This is a genomic window from Micromonospora radicis (assembly GCF_003583405.1).
Lineage (GTDB): Bacteria > Actinomycetota > Actinomycetes > Mycobacteriales > Micromonosporaceae > Micromonospora > Micromonospora radicis.
The window spans coordinates 1-17,785 of the sequence record NZ_QXEC01000040.1; the positions used below are offsets into that span (position 1 = coordinate 1).

At 73.3% G+C, this 17,785-nt stretch carries 14 protein-coding genes; 8 read left to right on the plus strand and 6 right to left on the minus strand.

Annotated features, from left to right (window positions below):
- The 3 genes from D2L64_RS25455 to eccCa form a co-directional block, all read right to left on the minus strand.
- The coding region (locus tag D2L64_RS25455) for a phosphatase PAP2 family protein (protein WP_325049931.1) at positions 1 to 492 on the minus strand (492 nt) is incomplete at its 3' end.
- Positions 493 to 666: 174 nt separating this feature from the next.
- Entirely contained in the window at positions 667 to 1,980 is a 1,314-nt protein-coding gene (gene mycP / locus D2L64_RS25460) for a type VII secretion-associated serine protease mycosin (protein ID WP_407663190.1), read from the minus strand.
- A gap of 85 nt (positions 1,981 to 2,065) precedes the next feature.
- Positions 2,066 to 6,031: a type VII secretion protein EccCa gene (gene eccCa / locus D2L64_RS25465; RefSeq protein ID WP_119579740.1), complete on the minus strand. Its 3,966-nt coding sequence runs from the start codon at positions 6,029 to 6,031 to the stop codon at positions 2,066 to 2,068.
- A 102-nt stretch (positions 6,032 to 6,133) separates the two neighbouring features.
- On the opposite strand from eccCa, the gene eccD reads away from it, so the two are divergent.
- Positions 6,134 to 7,534 (plus strand): type VII secretion integral membrane protein EccD, encoded by a 1,401-nt coding sequence (gene eccD, locus D2L64_RS25470; RefSeq protein ID WP_119579741.1) that lies wholly within the window; start codon positions 6,134 to 6,136, stop codon positions 7,532 to 7,534.
- A gap of 32 nt (positions 7,535 to 7,566) precedes the next feature.
- Here the strand turns inward: eccD and D2L64_RS25475 are convergent, their stop codons facing one another.
- Complete coding sequence (locus D2L64_RS25475) at positions 7,567 to 8,073, minus strand: inorganic diphosphatase (RefSeq protein ID WP_119579760.1); 507 nt, start codon at positions 8,071 to 8,073, stop codon at positions 7,567 to 7,569.
- A 420-nt stretch (positions 8,074 to 8,493) separates the two neighbouring features.
- Between D2L64_RS25475 and dacB the strand changes: the two genes are divergently transcribed.
- From dacB to tilS, 3 genes are read left to right on the plus strand one after another with little or no spacing between them, the layout of a single operon-like run.
- On the plus strand, positions 8,494 to 9,972 hold the full coding sequence (gene dacB, locus D2L64_RS25480; protein ID WP_407663191.1) for a D-alanyl-D-alanine carboxypeptidase/D-alanyl-D-alanine endopeptidase: 1,479 nt from the start codon (positions 8,494 to 8,496) through the stop codon (positions 9,970 to 9,972).
- Between the two features lie 50 nt (positions 9,973 to 10,022).
- Positions 10,023 to 11,090, plus strand: coding sequence for a zinc-dependent metalloprotease (locus D2L64_RS25485; RefSeq protein ID WP_119579742.1), 1,068 nt, complete (start codon positions 10,023 to 10,025; stop codon positions 11,088 to 11,090).
- A 12-nt stretch (positions 11,091 to 11,102) separates the two neighbouring features.
- Positions 11,103 to 12,119: a tRNA lysidine(34) synthetase TilS gene (gene tilS, locus D2L64_RS25490; RefSeq protein ID WP_119579743.1), complete on the plus strand. Its 1,017-nt coding sequence runs from the start codon at positions 11,103 to 11,105 to the stop codon at positions 12,117 to 12,119.
- Here the strand turns inward: tilS and D2L64_RS25495 are convergent.
- Positions 12,088 to 13,050: a GlxA family transcriptional regulator gene (locus D2L64_RS25495; protein ID WP_119579744.1), complete on the minus strand. Its 963-nt coding sequence runs from the start codon at positions 13,048 to 13,050 to the stop codon at positions 12,088 to 12,090. The two genes, tilS and D2L64_RS25495, sit on opposite strands and share 32 nt — an antisense overlap.
- A 133-nt stretch (positions 13,051 to 13,183) precedes the next feature.
- Here D2L64_RS25495 and D2L64_RS27415 point away from each other — a divergent pair, with 133 nt between their 5' ends.
- From D2L64_RS27415 to folE, 4 genes are all read left to right on the plus strand, one after another.
- Positions 13,184 to 13,336 carry a hypothetical protein gene (locus D2L64_RS27415; RefSeq protein WP_158603550.1) on the plus strand — a complete coding sequence of 51 codons (153 nt, stop codon included), beginning with the start codon at positions 13,184 to 13,186 and terminating at the stop codon, positions 13,334 to 13,336.
- Between the two features lie 102 nt (positions 13,337 to 13,438).
- Complete coding sequence (gene hpt, locus D2L64_RS25500) at positions 13,439 to 14,014, plus strand: hypoxanthine phosphoribosyltransferase (RefSeq protein WP_119579745.1); 576 nt, start codon at positions 13,439 to 13,441, stop codon at positions 14,012 to 14,014.
- Between the two features lie 315 nt (positions 14,015 to 14,329).
- Positions 14,330 to 16,345 (plus strand): ATP-dependent zinc metalloprotease FtsH, encoded by a 2,016-nt coding sequence (gene ftsH / locus D2L64_RS25505; RefSeq protein ID WP_119579746.1) that lies wholly within the window; start codon positions 14,330 to 14,332, stop codon positions 16,343 to 16,345.
- 38 nt (positions 16,346 to 16,383) lie between these two features.
- Positions 16,384 to 17,043, plus strand: a complete 660-nt coding sequence (folE, locus tag D2L64_RS25510; protein WP_199714777.1) for a GTP cyclohydrolase I FolE — start codon at positions 16,384 to 16,386, stop codon at positions 17,041 to 17,043.
- A 72-nt stretch (positions 17,044 to 17,115) separates the two neighbouring features.
- Here folE and D2L64_RS25515 read toward each other — a convergent pair whose 3' ends face one another.
- Positions 17,116 to 17,778, minus strand: a complete 663-nt coding sequence (locus D2L64_RS25515; protein WP_233559144.1) for a hypothetical protein — start codon at positions 17,776 to 17,778, stop codon at positions 17,116 to 17,118.
- Between the last annotated feature and the right edge of the window lie 7 nt (positions 17,779 to 17,785).

The following is a 17,785-nucleotide window of genomic DNA, read 5'->3' on the forward strand; positions in this document are numbered from 1 at the left end:
CCCGCCCTCGGCCTCGCTCCCGCCCTCGGCCTCGCTCCCGCCCTCGGCCTCGCTCCCGGCCGCGGTCCGGCTGGCGGCCCGGGGCAGGAAGACCACCACGAGCACCCCGGCGGCGAGCATCGCGTTCAGCGCGTGCCCCGAGGGGAAGGCCGAGCCGGGTGCCAACGCCACCGGGTCGGGTAGCTCCGGTCGGGTCCGGCCGACGAGCAGTTTGAGCAGTGGCCCGAGCAGCCCGCCGACGGCCATGGTGGTGGCGACCCAGCCGGCGAGCCGCCGCTCACCCCGGCGGACCAGCCAGATCACCAGGACCAGTGCCCCGGCGCGCAGCGGCATCGGCGCGAAGACGTCGGTCCAGACGCTGAGCAGCCCAACCCAGCCGGGATGGTCGACCGCGTACCCGTGCAGCTGACTGGTCACCGCCGTGTCGAGCCGGCGCAACGGCGGCCAGTCGCCCACCACCAGTCCGGCGAGCAGGGCGAACGGCACGAGCATCAGCAGGCCCGCGGTGGGGGCGCGGCCCGGCGCCGACGGACCGGCCGACGGCACCCGCCGGGTACGCCCCGACGAGGAGCCGCCGCCGTGTCGACCGGTGCTACCCATGGCGATGCTGGTACCCCGCGTGGCGGGGCTGGATACCGGGCATCGATCGGATTCCTCCGGCGCCGGTCAGCGCTGTGCCCTCCGGAACCGGCGCACCATCAGCGCGGCGCTGGTGAGCAGGGCGACGAGGACGAGCGAGCCGATCCAGAGCCGGGCCGACGCGGCGTCGTCCGGCGTACCGGCGGCCCGAGCCCGCCAGCGGGTCTCCTGTTGCGAACCGGTCAGGTCGAGCTGTTCGGTGTCCTGGGCGGTGCCGCGTGCCGAGCCGGGTGCCGGACCGAAGCCGCTGATTCCCGGCGGGTCGTTGTCGTCCAGCGGGTTCTGGTACACCAGTGGCACGTCGGCGGTCAGCGCGGCGATCGGATCGACCAGGCCGTAGCCGAACCGGTCGTCCCGGCCGGTGGGGCCGATGTCCTTGGCGGTGACCAGCAGCCGGTTCACCACGTCACCGGCGGACATCTTCGGATAGCGGGACCGGACCAGCGCGGCGGTGGCGGCGACCAGCGGCGCGGCGAAGCTGGTGCCCTGCACCCGCCAGTACCCGCTCGGCGGACGTGCGCCGACGAGCCCGCTGGCGGGCGCGGTGAGGATGGTGGCCCGACCCGTGATCGCGCCGCTCCACAGGTTGTTGCTGGCCCGTTCCAGGCCGGACACGGCGATCACACCCGGCTCCCGGGCCGGGTACCAGACCTTCGCGTCGGGCGAGGTGGCCAGGTTGCCGGTGCAGGCGACGACCACCACGTCCCTGGCGAAGGCGTAGTCGATGGCGGCGGCCAGAGCGGGACTGTCACCGCTGCCGCCGAGCGACAGGTTGATCACCTGGGCGCCGTTGTCCACCGCCCACCGGACGCCCTGGGCGACGATCAGCGCGTCGTCGTAGCGGTTCTCCTCGTCGAGCACCCGCACCGGCAGGATCCGGGCGTCCGGGGCCAGCCCGACCACGCCCTGCCGGTCGTCGTTGCGCCCGGCGATGAGGCCGGCCACCGTGGTGCCGTGGCCGACCGGATCCGGTTCGCTCGTACCGCCGGGTGACACCAGGTCGATCCCGGGCAGCACCCGACCGGCCAGGTCCGGATGGGATCCGTCCACCCCGGAATCGATCACCGCGACCGTCACGCCCCGACCGGTCGACGTCCGCCAGGCGACCTTCGCGCCGAGCTTGTCCAGCTGCCACTGTTCGTCGCGAACCTGGTCGGCGCGATCGGCCACGTCCCCGGGCGCGTACGCCACCGGAACGCCGAGCGTGGGTGTGACCGGTACGGCAGCGGCCGGCACCACCGCGACGAGCGCGGACAGCCCGGTGGCCGCCGCCGCGAGCAGCGCCCGGTTGGCGAACCGTCGGGACGAACCCGACGCGCCGCTGTGCCGCACCCTGGTCACATTCTCAGCCGTTCGTCGCAGCAGACATGACGATCGGAGATTACCGGTTCCGTCCCGGTTGTAGGGACGTTCCGTGGACTCGGCGTCACTGTGGCGACAGGTGGGCCAACTGGACCAGCCGTACCCCCTCACGTCGGGTGAAGAGCCGACCGCGTCCGGGTGGCAGTGGACCCGGCCGGACCGGACCGACCAGCGCACCCTCCTCCGGGTTGCCCGACATCACCAGGCCCGAGGTGGACAGTTCGCGCAGCCGCTGCACGACCGGCTCGTACTGCGCCCGGGCGGCGCCGCCGCACCGGCGGACCAGGACCAGGTGCAGGCCGACGTCGCGGGCGTGCGGCAGGTGCTCCTCCAACGCCCGCAGCGGGTTGGTCGGCCCGCCGGCCACCAGGTCGTAGTCGTCGACCAGTACGAACAGTTCGGGACCGGACCACCACGACCGGTCGCGCAACTGTGCCGGGGTGACCTCGGGGCCGGGAGTCCGCCCCTGCAGGTAGCCGGCGGCCGACTCGATCAGCTCGGCGGCGTGCGCGGCGGCGGTGCCGTACCCGATCAGGTGCGGGGTCTCGATGGCGCCGAGCAGGCTGCGCCGGTAGTCGACCAGGATGATCCGAGCCTGCTCCGGGGGGAACCGGGTGATGATCGAGGTGGCCAGGGCCCGCAGGAACGACGACTTGCCGCACTCGGCGTCGCCGTAGACCAGGAAGTGCGGCTCGGTGGCGAAGTCGACGACCACCGGGCGCAGGTCCGCCTCGGCGATCCCGACCGGGAGGCGCAGCCCGGTGACGGCGGCCAGGTCCAGCTCGGCGTACGGCAGTACGGCCGGGAGCCGCCGCACCCGGGGCGCCGGCGGCCCGGACCACGCCCCGCCGACCTGTTTCACCAGGTCGGTGCCGTCCGCTCCGGTGAGCTGCGGCAGCGCGGTGAGCAGGTGCAGACTCTCGGCGGTGATCCCGCGCCCCGGTGTCTGTTCCGGCACGTCGACCGCCGTGCGTCGGGCGACCAGCGAGTCGGACGGGTCACCGAGGCGCAACTCCAGCCGTGCGCCGAACAGGTCCCGGATCGCCGGCCGGAAGTCCAGCCAACGCACCGCGGTGGCCACCACGTGCAGTCCGTACGACAGGCCGCGGGTGGCCAGGTCGGTGATCAGCGGCTCCAGGTCGTCGTACTCGCCGCGCAGGGTCGTCCACCCGTCGACGACGAGGAAGACGTCGCCGAACGGGTCGTCGTCGGCTTCTTCGGCGGCCAACCGGCCGGCCCGGCGCTGCCGCCAGTCGGCCACCGAGGCCAGTCCGAGTTCGGCGAAGGCCCGCTCCCGCTCCGCCAGCAGGGTGGACATCTCGCCGACGGTGCGTCGTACGCCGGTGGGGTCGGACCGGCCGGTCACCCCGCCGACGTGCGGCAGGTCGCGCACCGCAGCCAACCCGCCACCGCCGAAGTCGAGACAGTAGATCTGCACCTCGCGCGGCGTGTGGGTCAGCGCCAACGCGCAGATCAGCGTCCGCAGCGCGGTGGACTTGCCGCTCTGCGTACCGCCGACCACCGCGACGTGACCGGCCGCGCCGTCCAGGGTCAGCCAGTGCACGTCGCGGCGCTGCTCGTACGGCTTGTCGACCACCGCGACCGGCACCTGCAGCGCGCCGTGCAGCTCCGGACTGGCGAAGGTCAGGCCACGCGCCGGGTGCACCGAGAGCGGCCCGACCAACTCGTCCAGGGTGGGCGCGCTGTGCAGCGGCGGTAGCCACACCTGGTGGGCCGGCGGCCCCTGCCCGGCGAGCCGGGCGACCAGCAGGTCCAGCAGGGTCTCCCGGCCGCCCTCCTCGTCCGGCTCGACGACGGGTGGTGTCGGCGGCTGCGGCGCGGGCGTGAAGTGGGTGGAGAAGGCGAGCAGCCGGGGCCGGCCCGGACCGGCCACGACGGTCTGCCCGCCGCGTCGGCGTACCGGGCCGGAGACGTACGCGGCCTTGAACCGCAGCAGCGGTTCGGTGCCGAAGCGCAGGAACCCGTGCCCGGGCGAGCGGGGCAGCTCGTGGGCGTCGGGCACCCCGAGCACGCTGCGCGACTCCAGCGACGAGAAGGTCCGCAGACCGATCCGGTACGACAGGTGGGTGTCGAGCCCGCGCAGGCGTCCCTCCTCCAGTCGCTGGCTCGCCAGCAGCAGGTGCACCCCCAGCGACCGGCCCAACCGGCCGATCTGGACGAAGAGGTCGATGAAGTCCGGCTTGGCCGAGAGCAGCTCGGAGAACTCGTCGCAGACCAGCAGCAGCGACGGCAGCGGCGCCAGCGGACTTCCCGCCGCCCGGGCCCGCTCGTAGTCGCGCAGGCTGGCGTAGTTGCCGGCCCGGCGCAGCAGCTCCTGCCGGCGGACCAGTTCGCCGTTGATCGCGTCCACCATCCGGTCGACCAGGGGCAGCGCGTCGGCCAGGTTGGTGATCACCGCGGCGGTGTGCGGCAGCCGGTCGAACGAGGCGAAGGTCGCCCCACCCTTGAAGTCGACAAGTACGAAGTTGAGCTGCTCGGAGGAGTGCGTGGCGGCCAGCCCGAGCACCAACGTACGCAGCAGCTCGGACTTGCCGGAGCCGGTCGCGCCGATGAGCAGCCCGTGCGGGCCCATGCCGTCCTGGGCCGACTCCTTGAGGTCCAGCTCGATCGCACCACCGTCCACCCCGACGCCGATCGGCACCCGCAGCCGCTCCCGCGGCGACCGTGCTGCCCAGCCCTGCTCGGCGGTGAAGCCCTCCGGGTCGCCGATGCCGAGCAGTTCCGGCAGGCCCGGTTCCACACCGGGCGCGGACTCGGTGCCCCGGGGCGCCGCGGCCAGTCGTAACGGCGCCAACCGCCGGGCCACCGCCTCGGCCTCGGTGATCGTCAATCCGTCCGGGGTGCCGACCTCGGCGAGGCCGTCGGTCGTGTGCGAACGCAGCCGGCCGTCCCGCACCTCCAGCAGCAGGGCGAAGCGGTCGAGCAGCCGAGCCGGCGGCGTGTCCAGGTCGAGCACGGTGACCGCGTCGATGCCACCGTCCGCGGCCAGTTCGGTGGCGCCGGTGCGGTCGCCGCCGTCCAACACCACGACCAGGTGCGGTCCGTCCGTGGCGGGCCCGGCCGGGCTGAACCGCGACCGGCTGGCCAGCACCTCGTCGAGGAGGCGTTCCAGTTCCACCGCCGAACTGGTCACCAGCCGTACCGGGCCGAGGGCGTCGCGGCGGGTCGGGTGCTGGGCGTGCGGCAGCCACTTGACCCACTCCCAGGCGGCCCGCCGTTCCGGTCCGGCGCAGACGGCGACGAGCAGCTCGTCCGGGGCGTGGAAGACCGCGAGCTGGGTGAGCAGCGCCCGGGTCAACGCCTGCGCGGGCAGCGGACCGGCGCTGACGGTGGGGGTGCCACCGGTCTGGGTGTCGCGGACGAAGACCCGCGCGAAGCTGCGCAGCGACAGGGCCACCGGTAGGTCCGGCACCACCGAGTACGCGTCCAGGAAGCGACGCAGTGCCCCCGCCGTCATCGGCTCCAGCTCCTCCAGTGGGCGGGTCACCGGTGGGATCAGTGGGGTGGCCAGGGTCTGCGGGCCGACGCCGACCCGCACCACGGCGAAGTCCGGATCGGTTGGGCGCCGCTCCCAGACCCGGTGGCTGTCCACCGTCGACCAGAGCAGCGCCGGTTCCGGGTGCCGATAGCACAGCCCGGCCCGTTGCCGCGCCGCGGTCTGCCGGACCTGCCGACGCAACGTCGCCAGGTGCCGCAGGTACTCCCGGCGGGCCGCCATCATCTCCGACTTCTTGGGGCTGCCGGAGGCGCTGCCCCAGGAGGTCACCAGCATGGCCAACGAGGAGAGGCCGAACATGCCGCCGACCACGTACGAGTAGGCGCCGCCGCCCCGGCCGAACATCATCGCCATCGCGACCGTGCCGCCGAGCATCGGCAGCACCATCAGCATCTGCTGCCAGCGCCCGCCACCGGCGGCGGGGATCTCCGGCGGCGCATCCACCGGCAGCTCACCGGCCGGGATCTGCGGTGCCGGCCGCCGGGGCGGTCGCCGGATGACCACACTGGACACGCGACCCTCCTGACCGCGCTCGGTAACCCGAGCCTGGCTCATCGTAGGTAAAGTCCTCTCGTTCGCGCAGCCGTCACCCTCGCTCACCATGGAGGTCGGTCGATGACAGTCGGGCTGGCCCGGGTCACCGTCAGCGCTCCCCACCGCCGGGTGGACGTGGCCCTGCCGGAGCAGGTGCCGCTCGCCGAACTGCTGCCCGAGGTGCTGCGGCATGCCGGTGAGGGGCTGGCCGACGACGGCGAACGGCACGGCGGATGGCTGCTGCGGCGGGCGGACGGCAGCGCACTGGTGACCGGCCAGGCGCTGCTCGCCCAGGGCGTCCGCGACGGTGATGTGCTGCACCTGGTGCCCGCCCGTGTCGAGTGGCCCGAACTGGAGTACGACGACGTGGTGGAGGCCATCGCCGACGGTGCCCGGCGGCGCGGCGGCGCGTGGTCGCCCGCCGCCACCCGGACCGCGGCGCTGGGCGGGGCCGCCGTACCGCTCGCCGTCGGGCTGGCCGCCCTGGTCGTCGCCGGGCCGGGCCGACCGTACGGTGTGCCGGCCGCGACCCTGGTGGCGGTGCTGCTCGTGCTGGCGGGCACGGTGCTGTCCCGGGCACAGGGGGACGGTCCGGCCGGTGCCGCCCTCGCCGGCTACGCGCTGCCGTACGCGGCGACGGCCGGCGCGCTCGCGGTCAGCTCGGGCGACCCGGTGAACCCGTTCGGCCCGCTGCGCTGGCTCGGTGCCCCCGAACTGCTGGCCGGCTCGATGGCGTTGCTGCTGGCCTCGGTGCTCGGGTTGCTCGGGGTCGCCACCCGACTGCGGGTGTTCGTGGCCGGCGTCGTCGTCGGCGCCGCCGGGGTGCCGGCGGCGCTCGGCGGCCTGCTGCTCAGCCCGGCCGGGGCCGCGGCCGTACTGACCTGCGTGCTGGCCTTCGCGATCGGGGCGATCCCGCTGCTGGCCATCCGGCTGGGCAAGGTGCCGCTACCACCGATCACCCTGCCCGGCGGCGGCGCCGACGGTGCGGACCGGCCGCGCGACCTGCCGGACCGGGGCCGGGTGTACGCGGCGGTGGCCCGCACCGAGGAGATGCTGACCGGAATGCTGCTCGGGCACGGCCTGCTGTTCGTGGCCGCTGCGGTGCTCCTCAGCGGCGCCGGTGGCGACGCCGGTCGGCTGCTCGTCGCGGTCACCTCGGCGGTGCTGCTGCTCCGCGGCCGGATCTTCGTGGCGGTACGCCACCGGCTGCCACCCGTACTGGCCGGCCTGGCCGGGTACGCGGTCCTCGGCGTGGCCCTCGCCGGCGCGGCCGACGGCGCCGGTCGACTGGCACTGGTGGTCGGCGGGTTGCTGACCGCCCTGCTGGTGGTGGCCGCCGGCACCACGTACGCCCGGCGGCCGGTCTCCCCGTACGTCGGACGGGTCGCCGACCTCGCCGACACGGCGCTGGTGGTCTCCGTGGTGCCGATCGCCTGCGCCGTGCTCGACCTGTACGAACGCGCCCGGGGGTTGCTCGGCTGAGGACCCCTCGGACGCGCCTCGTCGCAGTTCGGTCAGTGGGTGGACTCGCCGCGCTCGGCGGCCTCCCGGGCCCGCCGGTACGACGCCTGGATCTCGGCCTCGGCCTCGATCCGACCGACCCAGGTCGCGCCCTCGACCGACTTGCCCGGCTCCAGGTCCTTGTAGACCTCGAAGAAGTGTTGGATCTCCAGCCGGTCGAACTCGCCGAGGTGGTGGATGTCGCGCAGGTGCTCCTGCCGCGGGTCCTCGTAGGGCACGCAGAGGACCTTGTCGTCGCCGCCCTTCTCGTCCGTCATCCGGAACATGCCGATGGTGCGGCAGCGGATCAGGCAGCCCGGAAAGGTCGGCTCGGGCACGAGCACCAGGGCGTCCAACGGGTCGCCGTCCTCGCCCAGGGTGCCCTCGATGAAGCCGTAGTCGGCCGGGTACTGCGTGGAGGTGAAGAGGGTGCGGTCCAGCCGGATCCGGCCGGTCACGTGGTCCACCTCGTACTTGTTGCGGTGACCCTTGGGGATCTCAACCGTGACGTCGAAATCCATCTGCACGCTCCCTCGTTGGCCCACGCTGGCTTGACGGAACCGGCGACCGCACCCCGGACAGGCGAATGCTCACCCACCGACTCCGGCCGCCGCATAGTCTTCGGACCGAAGTAGTGTCACCCAGGCCGGTTCCGGGTGGGGGAGGAGGGGGTCGTGGGGAGGGAAGATTCACACTACCGTTCTGACGGTACGTCCGGCGGTGCATCCGGCCAACCCTCCGCGAAACCGGCAGCCGGGCGGGTGCCGGTACCGGACGCCCAGCTCCTCCGGCCGCAACCGGCCGCGCCGACCAGTCCCGCCCCGACCGGCGCCGCCTCCGGCACGCCAGTGCCGGACCCGGCCGAACAGACCCAGAACCTGACCACTGGCACCGGCCCGGAGCCGGGCCAGGGGACCACCCGCGCGCCCGAGCGGTCGACGATCCCGCCCGCCGGTGCCGCACCACCCGCTGCCGCACCGTCCCGGCCGTCGACCCGTCGGCGGCTGCCCTTGGTTCTCGCCGCGCTGCTGGTGCTGGTGCTGGTCGCGGTGGGCCTGGTCGTGGTGCGTCCCGGCCCGGTGGACCGATGGCTGGGCGGCCCTGCCGCGACCACCGCCGAGCCGACGGCCGAACCGTCGCCGGTCGCCGTGCTCGCCGCCACCGACATCGGCGCGCCGCTGCCCAGCACCGACGGGCTGCGGACCGTCCTCGGTCCGCTGCTCGCCGACACCGCCCTCGGCGGCCGGGTCAACCTGGCGGTGGCCGACGCCCTGACCGGGCAGTACCTGTTCGACCGGGGCGGCGGCGAAGGCACCGTGCCGGCGTCGGTGACGAAGCTGCTGACCGCGGTGACGGTGCTGACCGCCCGAGGCCCCGGCTACCGGATCCCGACCCGGGTGGTGGCCGGCGCGGCGCCGGGCGAGGTGGTGATCGTCGGCGCCGGTGACCCGACCCTGGCGGCGGAGGCGAAGGGCTTCTATCCCGGTGCGGCCAGCCTGGCGGATCTCGCCACGCAGGTGCGTACCGCCCTGGGCGGGGTCGCGCCGACCCGGGTCCTCGTCGACTCCTCGGGCTACCAGGGCCCGGTGTACGGCCCCGGCTGGGACGACGACATCCCCACCGGCGGCTACGGCGGCGCGATCACCGCGCTGATGCTGGACGGCGCGCGCAAGGATCCCAAGGCCGGCTCCGGCTGGGCCGAGCGGGTGCCCCAGCCGGACCTCACCGCGGGCCGCGCCCTCGCCCGCCTGTTCGGCCTGACCGACGCCGCCGTGCGCAAGGGCACCGCGCCCGAGGCTCCGGTCGAGGCGACCGGAGCGCCGGGCGGCACCGTCGAGCCCGGTACCGAACTGGGCGTGGTCGAGTCACCGCCGCTGATCCGCCTGGTCGACATCATGATCAGCGAGAGCGACAACATCGTCGCCGAGGCACTGGCCCGCCAGGTCGCCCTCGCCCGCGGCGCACCGGCCTCGTTCGCCGGGGCCGCCTCGGCGATGGCCGACGTGGTGTCCGAACTGGGCCTGCCGGGCGCCGGCCTGATCCTCGCCGACGGCAGCGGACTGTCCCGGAAGAACCGGATCAGTCCCGCCCTGCTCACCGAACTGCTGGCGCTCGCGGCCAGCCCGGACCGCCCCGAACTCGGCGGCATCTTCGGCGGGCTGCCGGTCGCCGGCTGGTCGGGGACGCTGCGCGACCGGTACGGATCCGCCCCCGGCACGGCCGCCGGTGCCGGTGTGGTCCGCGCCAAGACCGGCACCCTGACCAGGGTGCACGCCATCGCGGGAGTGGTGATGACGGCCGAGGGAAGACTGCTCACCTTCGCTGTGCTCACCGACGACGTGCCACCGAGCGGAATGGAACCGGCGCGGGTGGCCCTCGACCGGATCGCGGCGGCTCTGGCCACCTGCGGCTGCCACTGAGCGGCCGGCGAGCCCGGGCCGGGTGTCGCGGCGCGGGTACGGTGGGTTGCATGGCGCAGTTCGTGGACTGGGATCTGGCCGTCGCGACCGCGGGGGCACTGGGTAAGTCGGGCCCTCGGGTGTCGTACGACGAGGCGACCGAGGTGGTCGCCGAGCTGCGTAGGCTGACCGACGAGGCAGCCGGGCACGTCGCTGACTTCACCGGACTGACCTCGCAGGTGGCGCACCCGCCGGTGCGGGTGGTGGACCGGCGCGACTGGGCCGCCACCAACATCGCCGGCCTGCGTGCGGTGATCACTCCGCTGGTCGGTCGGCTCGGCAAGGACAAACAGCCCGGAGCGCTGACCGAGGCGGTCGGTTCCCGGGTCACCGGGGTGCAGGCGGGCACCGTGCTGGCGTACCTGTCCGGTCGGGTGCTCGGCCAGTACGAGGTCTTCTCCGCCGACCCGGGCCAACTGCTCCTGGTCGCACCGAACATCGTCGAGGTGGAGCGCAAGCTCGGCGCCGACCCGCGGGACTTCCGGCTCTGGGTCTGCCTGCACGAGGTGACGCACCGTACGCAGTTCACCGCCGTGCCGTGGATGCGGGCGTACTTCCTCGGTGAGGTGCAGGCGTTCGTCGACGCGTCGCAGGGCGGTGAGCAACTGCTGGAGCGGCTGCGCCGCAGCGTGGGCACCCTCGCCGACGTGGTCCGCAACCCGGAGAGCCGGGCCAGCGTGCTGGACATCGTGCAGACGCCGGGGCAGCGCGCGGTACTGGACCGGCTGACCGCGCTGATGACCCTGCTGGAGGGGCACGCCGAGTTCGTGATGGACGGCGTCGGCCCGCGGGTGATCCCGAGCGTCGAGCGGATCCGTGCCGGGTTCAACCGGCGCCGGGAGGCCGGCAACCCGGTGGAGAAGGCCGTCCGCCGGCTGATCGGCATCGACGTCAAGATGCGGCAGTACGCGGAGGGCCGCAAGTTCGTACACGCGGTGGTCGACCGGGTCGGCATGGCCGGCTTCAACCGGATCTTCGAGTCGCCGTTGACCCTGCCCCGGCTCTCCGAGCTGAGCGAGCCGGACGCCTGGGTGGCGCGGGTGCACGGGCCGGTCGGCCCGGTCCCGCCCGGCGACTGAGTCTGACACCCGATGGCCCCGATCTCCCCGGCGGTCGCTGCGATCCGGGTCGCGGTCCGCCGCGCGCTGGCCGAGCTGCCGGCGCCCGGGCCGGTGCTGGTGGCCTGCTCCGGCGGGGCCGACTCCCTCGCGCTGGCCGCCGCCACCGGGTTCGTGGCGTCCCGGGCGGGCCGCATCGCCGGCCTGGTGACCGTCGACCACGGGCTGCAACCCGGGTCGGCGCAGCGGGCCGAGGCGGTGGCCCGGTGGGCCGAGCAGGCCGGTCTGGCGCCCGTGGAGGTGGCCCGGGTCGAGGTCGCCGGGCGGCCCGGGGGGCCTGAGGCGGCCGCCCGCGAGGCCCGCTACCAGGCGCTCGTCGAGATCGCCGTGCGGCACCGCGCGGCCGCGCTGCTGACCGGGCACACCCGCGACGACCAGGCCGAGACGGTGCTGCTCGCGCTGGCCCGGGGCGCCGGACCGCGCGGACTGGCCGGCATGCCGCCACGCCGGGACCTGGCCGGAGTACCGCTGGTGCGACCGCTGCTGGAGATCGACCGCGAGCAGACCCGCGCCGCGTGCGCGGCGCTCGGGCTGACCCCGTGGGAGGACCCGCACAACCGGGATCCCGCGTACGCCCGATCCCGGGTCCGGGCCGACGTGTTGCCGGTGCTGGTCCGTGCGCTCGGGCCGGGCGTGCTGGACAACCTGGCCCGGACCGCCCGGCTGGTGGCGGCGGACAACGCCGTACTGGACGGGTTGGCCGCCGAGGCGCTGCTCGCGGCGCGGCACCCCGACGGCGGCCTGGCGGTCAAGGCCCTGGCCGACCTGGCCGCCGCGGTGCGTGGCCGGGTGCTGCGGGCCTGGGCGCAGGAGTTGGGGTCCGCTCCGGCCGCACTGTCGTACCGGCATGTCGCGGCGCTCGACGCGCTGATCACCGCCTGGCGGGGCCAGGGCGCGGCGTACCTGCCGGGTGGGTTGGCGGTGGTCCGCCGAGCCGACCGGCTGTCGTCGGTGGAGGTCAGCCGGCCGGCACCCGATCCCGGAACGTGAGGCGGTAGGCGTGCGGGGTGGCGCCGACCCGGCGGGTGAAGTGGTGGCGCAGGGCGGCGGCGTCGCCGAAGCCGGCCCGGTCGGCCACCGCCTCCACGGTCAACCCGGTCTCCTCCAGTAGCTGGCGGGCCAGCAGGATCCGCTGGTTGGTCAGCCAGTCGTGCGGGGTGGTGCCGGTCTCGGCGCGGAACCGGCGGGCGAACGTGCGTGGTGCCATGCCGGCCTGGGCCGCCAGCTCGTCGACGGTGATCTGCTGGTCGAGCCGCACCATCAGCCACTCCAGGATCGGCTCCAGGGTCGGGGCCTGCGGCGCCTTCGGGATGGGTGCCTCGACGTACTGGGACTGCCCGCCGTCGCGGTGCGGCGGCACCACCATGCGGCGGGCCAGCCGGGTGGCGGTGGCCGAACCGTGTTCCTGGCGTACCAGGTGTAGGCAGGCGTCGATGCCGGCCGCGGTGCCCGCGCTGGTGAGCAACCGGCCGTCCTGCACGTAGAGCGAGTTGCAGCGGACCCGGGCGTCCGGGTGCCGGCGTTGCAGCTCGTCGACGTGTCGCCAGTGGGTGGTGCACTCCCGGCCGTCGAGCAGCCCCGCTTCGCCCAGCAGGTACGCCCCGGCGCACACACTGAACAGGTACGCCCCCCGGTCGGCGGCACGGCGGAGCGCGTCGTGCACCTCGCGGGTCGTCGTGGTGCCGGGGTCGTGCGCCGGGACGGCCACCAGGTCCGCCTCCTCGATCGGACCGAGGTCGGCGTTGGGCACCAGGTGGAAACCGGCGGAGGTGCGCACCGTGACGCCCTGCGGGCTGCACACGTCGAAGCGGTAGCCGGGCAGCCCGTCGGCGGTCCGGTCGGTGCCGAACACCTCCGCGAGCACGCCCAGCTCGAAGGGGGCGACACCGTCCAGCACGAGTACGGCGACCGAACGCAGCATGTGACGAGGGTAACCGTAGGGGTGGCAGGAAATCGAGCCTGGCTGGCAATCCTGCCACTTCCGGGGCCCTGGCAACCCGCGCACACTGATGTCGTCCGGTGCGCACCGGCGGCGACAGAGCACCAGAAATCGGGTGAAAGTGAGCGCCGCCATGGAGTTGTTGTTCCTCCTGCTCTTCCTGCTCTTCCTCGGCTCCGCGTCGGCCCTCGGGCTGACCGTGGACAGCCGCGACTCGGCCGACTGGAAGCCGTCCGACGGTGGCCGCCGTTGGCAATCCCACCCCTGACGAGATGATTCATCCGCTTCGCCGTAAAGATCCCGGCGGGGTCGCCCCCAAAGAGGCGGCCCCGCCGACGGCCCGGCCACGGCGTACGGCAGGCTAGGGGTCATGGCTGACGGCTCCTGGTACGACGCCGACATCGACCACGTGATCATTTCCGAGGCGCAGATCCGCGAGAAGACCGCGGAACTGGCCAAGCAGGTCTCCGCGGACTACGCCCACGTCACCGACGGGCTGTTGCTCGTCTGCGTGCTCAAGGGGGCGGTCATGTTCATGGCCGACTTCGCCCGCGCGCTGGGCCGCCAGGGTCCGCCCGCCGAGCTGGACTTCATGGCCATCTCCTCGTACGGGCAGGGCACCACCTCCTCCGGAGTGGTCCGCATCCTCAAGGACCTCGACCGGGACATCGCCGGCCGGCACGTCATCGTGGTGGAGGACATCGTCGACTCCGGGCTGACCCTCTCCTGGCTGCTGCGCTACCTGGAGTCCCGGTCCGCGGCCAGCGTCGAGGTGGTCGCGCTGTTCCGCAAGCCGGACGCGGTCAAGGTGACCGTGCCGGTCAAGTACGTCGGCTTCGACATCCCGACCGAGTTCGTCGTCGGATACGGTCTCGACTTCGCTGAGCGTTACCGCGAGCTGCCCTACGTCGGCGTGCTCAAGCCCGAGGTCTACGCCCGCTCCTGACCCCCGCGCCCACTGCGTCGGCCCGTCGACGTTCAGCCGACGTTCAGCTGATCGGGCTACCTTTTCCGCGGTGGCAGGGAGGCTCGCTCCCGGCCACGCCGGTCGACACCCGGTTCGCCGTCCGCGTAAGTGCTGGGCTCGCCAGCTCACATCCGTCGCGCACGGTGTACCGTCGAATGACCGTGGCGCGGCAATCGCGCCTCGGGGTCGAGGCCGGCCCGCACGGCGGCTCCGGCAGCCGCCACGGCGGCGACACCCACAGTCGGTCAGGACGTCGATCAGGAGGATGCGGGCGTCTCGGCGCTCGACAACAGCATGGAACGTACGCGTTTCTTCCGCCGACCGGTGTTCTGGGTCATCCTGGTCATCCTCGGCGCCGTCGTGCTCAGTCAGTTGTTCACCGCTGGTCCCAGCTACCACCGGGTGGACACCTCAGTCGCGCTCGACCAGCTCAACAAGGGCGGCATCGAGAAGGTCGTGTTCCAGGACAAGGAACAGACGATCCAGCTCGATCTCGCCGAGGAGGCCGAGTTCGGCAATACCACCACCAAGCTGATCGAGGCCCAGTTCCCGTACGAGGTCGGCAACGAGGTCTGGAACCAGGTCCTCGACGCCAAGGCCAACAACCGGGTGACCGGTCCGGCCGACACCGAGGTGTCGTCCGACAGCATCTGGGTCAGCCTGCTGGTCAACCTGCTTCCCATCGTCCTGCTCGTGCTGCTGCTGCTCTTCTTCATGTCGCAGATGCAGGGCGGCGGCTCCCGGGTGCTCAACTTCGGCAAGTCCAAGGCCAAGATGATCACCAAGGACACGCCGAAGACCACCTTCGCGGACGTCGCCGGGGCCGAGGAAGCCGTCGAGGAACTGCACGAGATCAAGGACTTCCTGCAGAACCCGGGCAAGTACCAGGCGCTCGGCGCGAAGATCCCGAAGGGCGTACTCCTCTTCGGTCCGCCCGGTACCGGTAAGACCCTGCTCGCCCGGGCGGTCGCCGGTGAGGCCGGCGTGCCGTTCTACTCGATCTCCGGCTCCGACTTCGTCGAGATGTTCGTCGGTGTCGGCGCCAGCCGGGTCCGCGACCTGTTCGAGCAGGCCAAGGCGAACGCCCCGGCGATCGTCTTCGTCGACGAGATCGACGCCGTCGGCCGGCACCGCGGCGCCGGCATGGGCGGCGGGCACGACGAGCGTGAGCAGACCCTCAACCAGCTGCTGGTCGAGATGGACGGCTTCGACGTCAAGGGCGGCGTCATCCTGATCGCGGCCACCAACCGGCCGGACATCCTCGACCCGGCGCTGCTGCGCCCGGGCCGGTTCGACCGGCAGATCCCGGTGGACGCCCCCGACATGGAGGGCCGCAAGGCCATCCTGCGGGTGCACGCCAAGGGCAAGCCGTTCACCCCGGACGTCGACCTCGACTCGGTGGCCAAGCGGACCCCCGGCTTCAGCGGTGCCGACCTGGCCAACGTGATCAACGAGGCGGCCCTGCTGACCGCGCGCAAGGACCAGCGGGCGATCAGCAACGAGTCGCTGGAGGAGTCGATCGACCGGGTCATCGCCGGGCCGCAGCGGCGTACCCGGGTGATGAGCGACCAGGAGAAGAAGATCACCGCGTACCACGAGGGTGGGCACGCGCTGGTCGCCTGGGCGCTGCCGCACGCCGCACCGGTGCACAAGGTGACGATCCTGTCGCGCGGCCGGTCGCTGGGGCACACCCTGGTGCTGCCCACCGAGGACAAGTACACCCAGACCCGCGCCGAGATGATCGACACCCTGGCGTACGCGCTGGGCGGGCGGGCCGCCGAGGAACTCGTCTTCCACGAGCCCACCACCGGTGCCGGCAACGACATCGAGAAGGCCACCCAACTGGCCCGCGCGATGATCACCCAGTACGGGATGAGCTCCAAGCTCGGCGCCATCAAGTACGGCACCAGCGGCGACGAGCCGTTCCTCGGCCGCAACATGGGGCACGAGCGGGACTACTCCGACGCGGTCGCCGCCGAGATCGACGGCGAGATGCGGGCACTGATCGAGCTGGCCCACGACGAGGCCTGGGAGATCCTGGTCGAGTACCGGGACGTCCTGGACAACATCGTGCTCGAGCTGATGGAGAAGGAGACCCTCTCCACCGCCGACATGGCCCGGATCTGCGCCCGGGTGGTGAAGCGTCCGCCGATGGCGCCGTACAACGGCTTCGGCAAGCGCCGGCCCTCCACCGAGCCGCCGGTGCTCACCCCGGCCGAGAAGGACGCGCTCAAGGTGCAGGCCGAGGCCGACGGCGCGCAGGCCACCGTCGGTGGCGTCAACTCGAACAACTCGGACGGTTCGCACTGAACACCGACGACCCGGCGGCCAGCTCCCCGCAACGGGGGCTGGCCGCCTCCGCAACCGAGCCCGACGACAACCTCGACTACATCGCCGCCCGGCTGATCAACGGTCGGCTGACCGGGCGACCCGTCGAGGAGACCATGGACCTCGGCCGCATCGAGAAGGCGGTCCGGGAGATCCTCATCGCGGTCGGCGAGGACCCCGACCGCGACGGTCTCCAACAGACCCCGGCCCGGGTGGCCCGCGCGTACGCCGAACTCTTCGCCGGCCTGCGGGTCGACCCGGCCACCGTGCTCACCACCACCTTCGAGGCCAACCACGAGGAACTGGTACTCGTCCGGGACATCGACGTGATGAGCCTCTGCGAGCACCACCTCCTGCCGTTCCGGGGCAGCGCCCACATCGGGTACATCCCCGGCCCCGACGGACGGATCACCGGCCTGTCCAAGTTGGCCCGGCTGGTCGAGGTCTTCGCCCGCCGCCCGCAGGTGCAGGAGCGACTCACCTCCCAGGTCGCCGACCTGCTGATGGATCGGCTCGCGCCGCGCGGCGTGGTCGTCGTGCTGGAGTGCGAGCACATGTGCATGGCCATGCGCGGCATCCAGAAGTCGGGCGCCAAGACGATCACCTCGGCGGTGCGGGGCACTCTCCAGCGGGACGCCAAGTCCCGCGCCGAGGCGATGGCACTGATCATCCCCCGCTGACGCCGAGCCACCCGGCCCGGCCGGACCGGGCCGGGGCCATGGGACGGCTGAGTGCCCGCTGGCGGCCGCCGGTCAGGCGGCCAGCATCGACAGCACGATCCCGGCGGTGGCCACCACCGCCGGGATCAGGCAGGTCAGCGCGCCGAACCGGGGAGTACGGTCCACGCGCGTACCGGGTTGCGGCGGGAACAGCCGACCCACCGCGAGCCAACCCACGCCGAACGCGACCGCCGGTGCCGGCAGGGCCAACACCAGCGCGCCGATGGTCACCGGGCCGGTACCGGTGGCCAGGTGCAGCGCGACCAGCAACAACGGCACGAACAACCCCAACGGGCCGTAGACCAGCAGGTTGCGCGGCCGGGGCGACCAGTGCGCCACCCGTGACAGGCCACGCGCGGCGAGCGTGTCGTCGACCGCCTGCGCCCACCGCCGCGCCTGGCGCAGAGCCGTCAACACCAGCCCCGGGCCGCCCGACATCGACCTGGTCGCCTCGCTCAACTCCGGTGGCGTCGGCACCAGCGAGATCGGGGGCACGCCCAGCTCACGTAGCTGCGCCTGCTGGGCCGCCAACCGGGTGCGTACGGCAGCCAGCTCGTCCCGCGCCGCCTGCACCGTACGAGCCTGCTCACCCGCCGCCGTCGCCGCGTCGCGGCGTACCCCGTCGAGCTGCCGGGCGGCGGCCAGATACTCCGCCCACGCGCCCGGCACCGGATCCACCGCCGGAGCCGACGACACGCCGCCC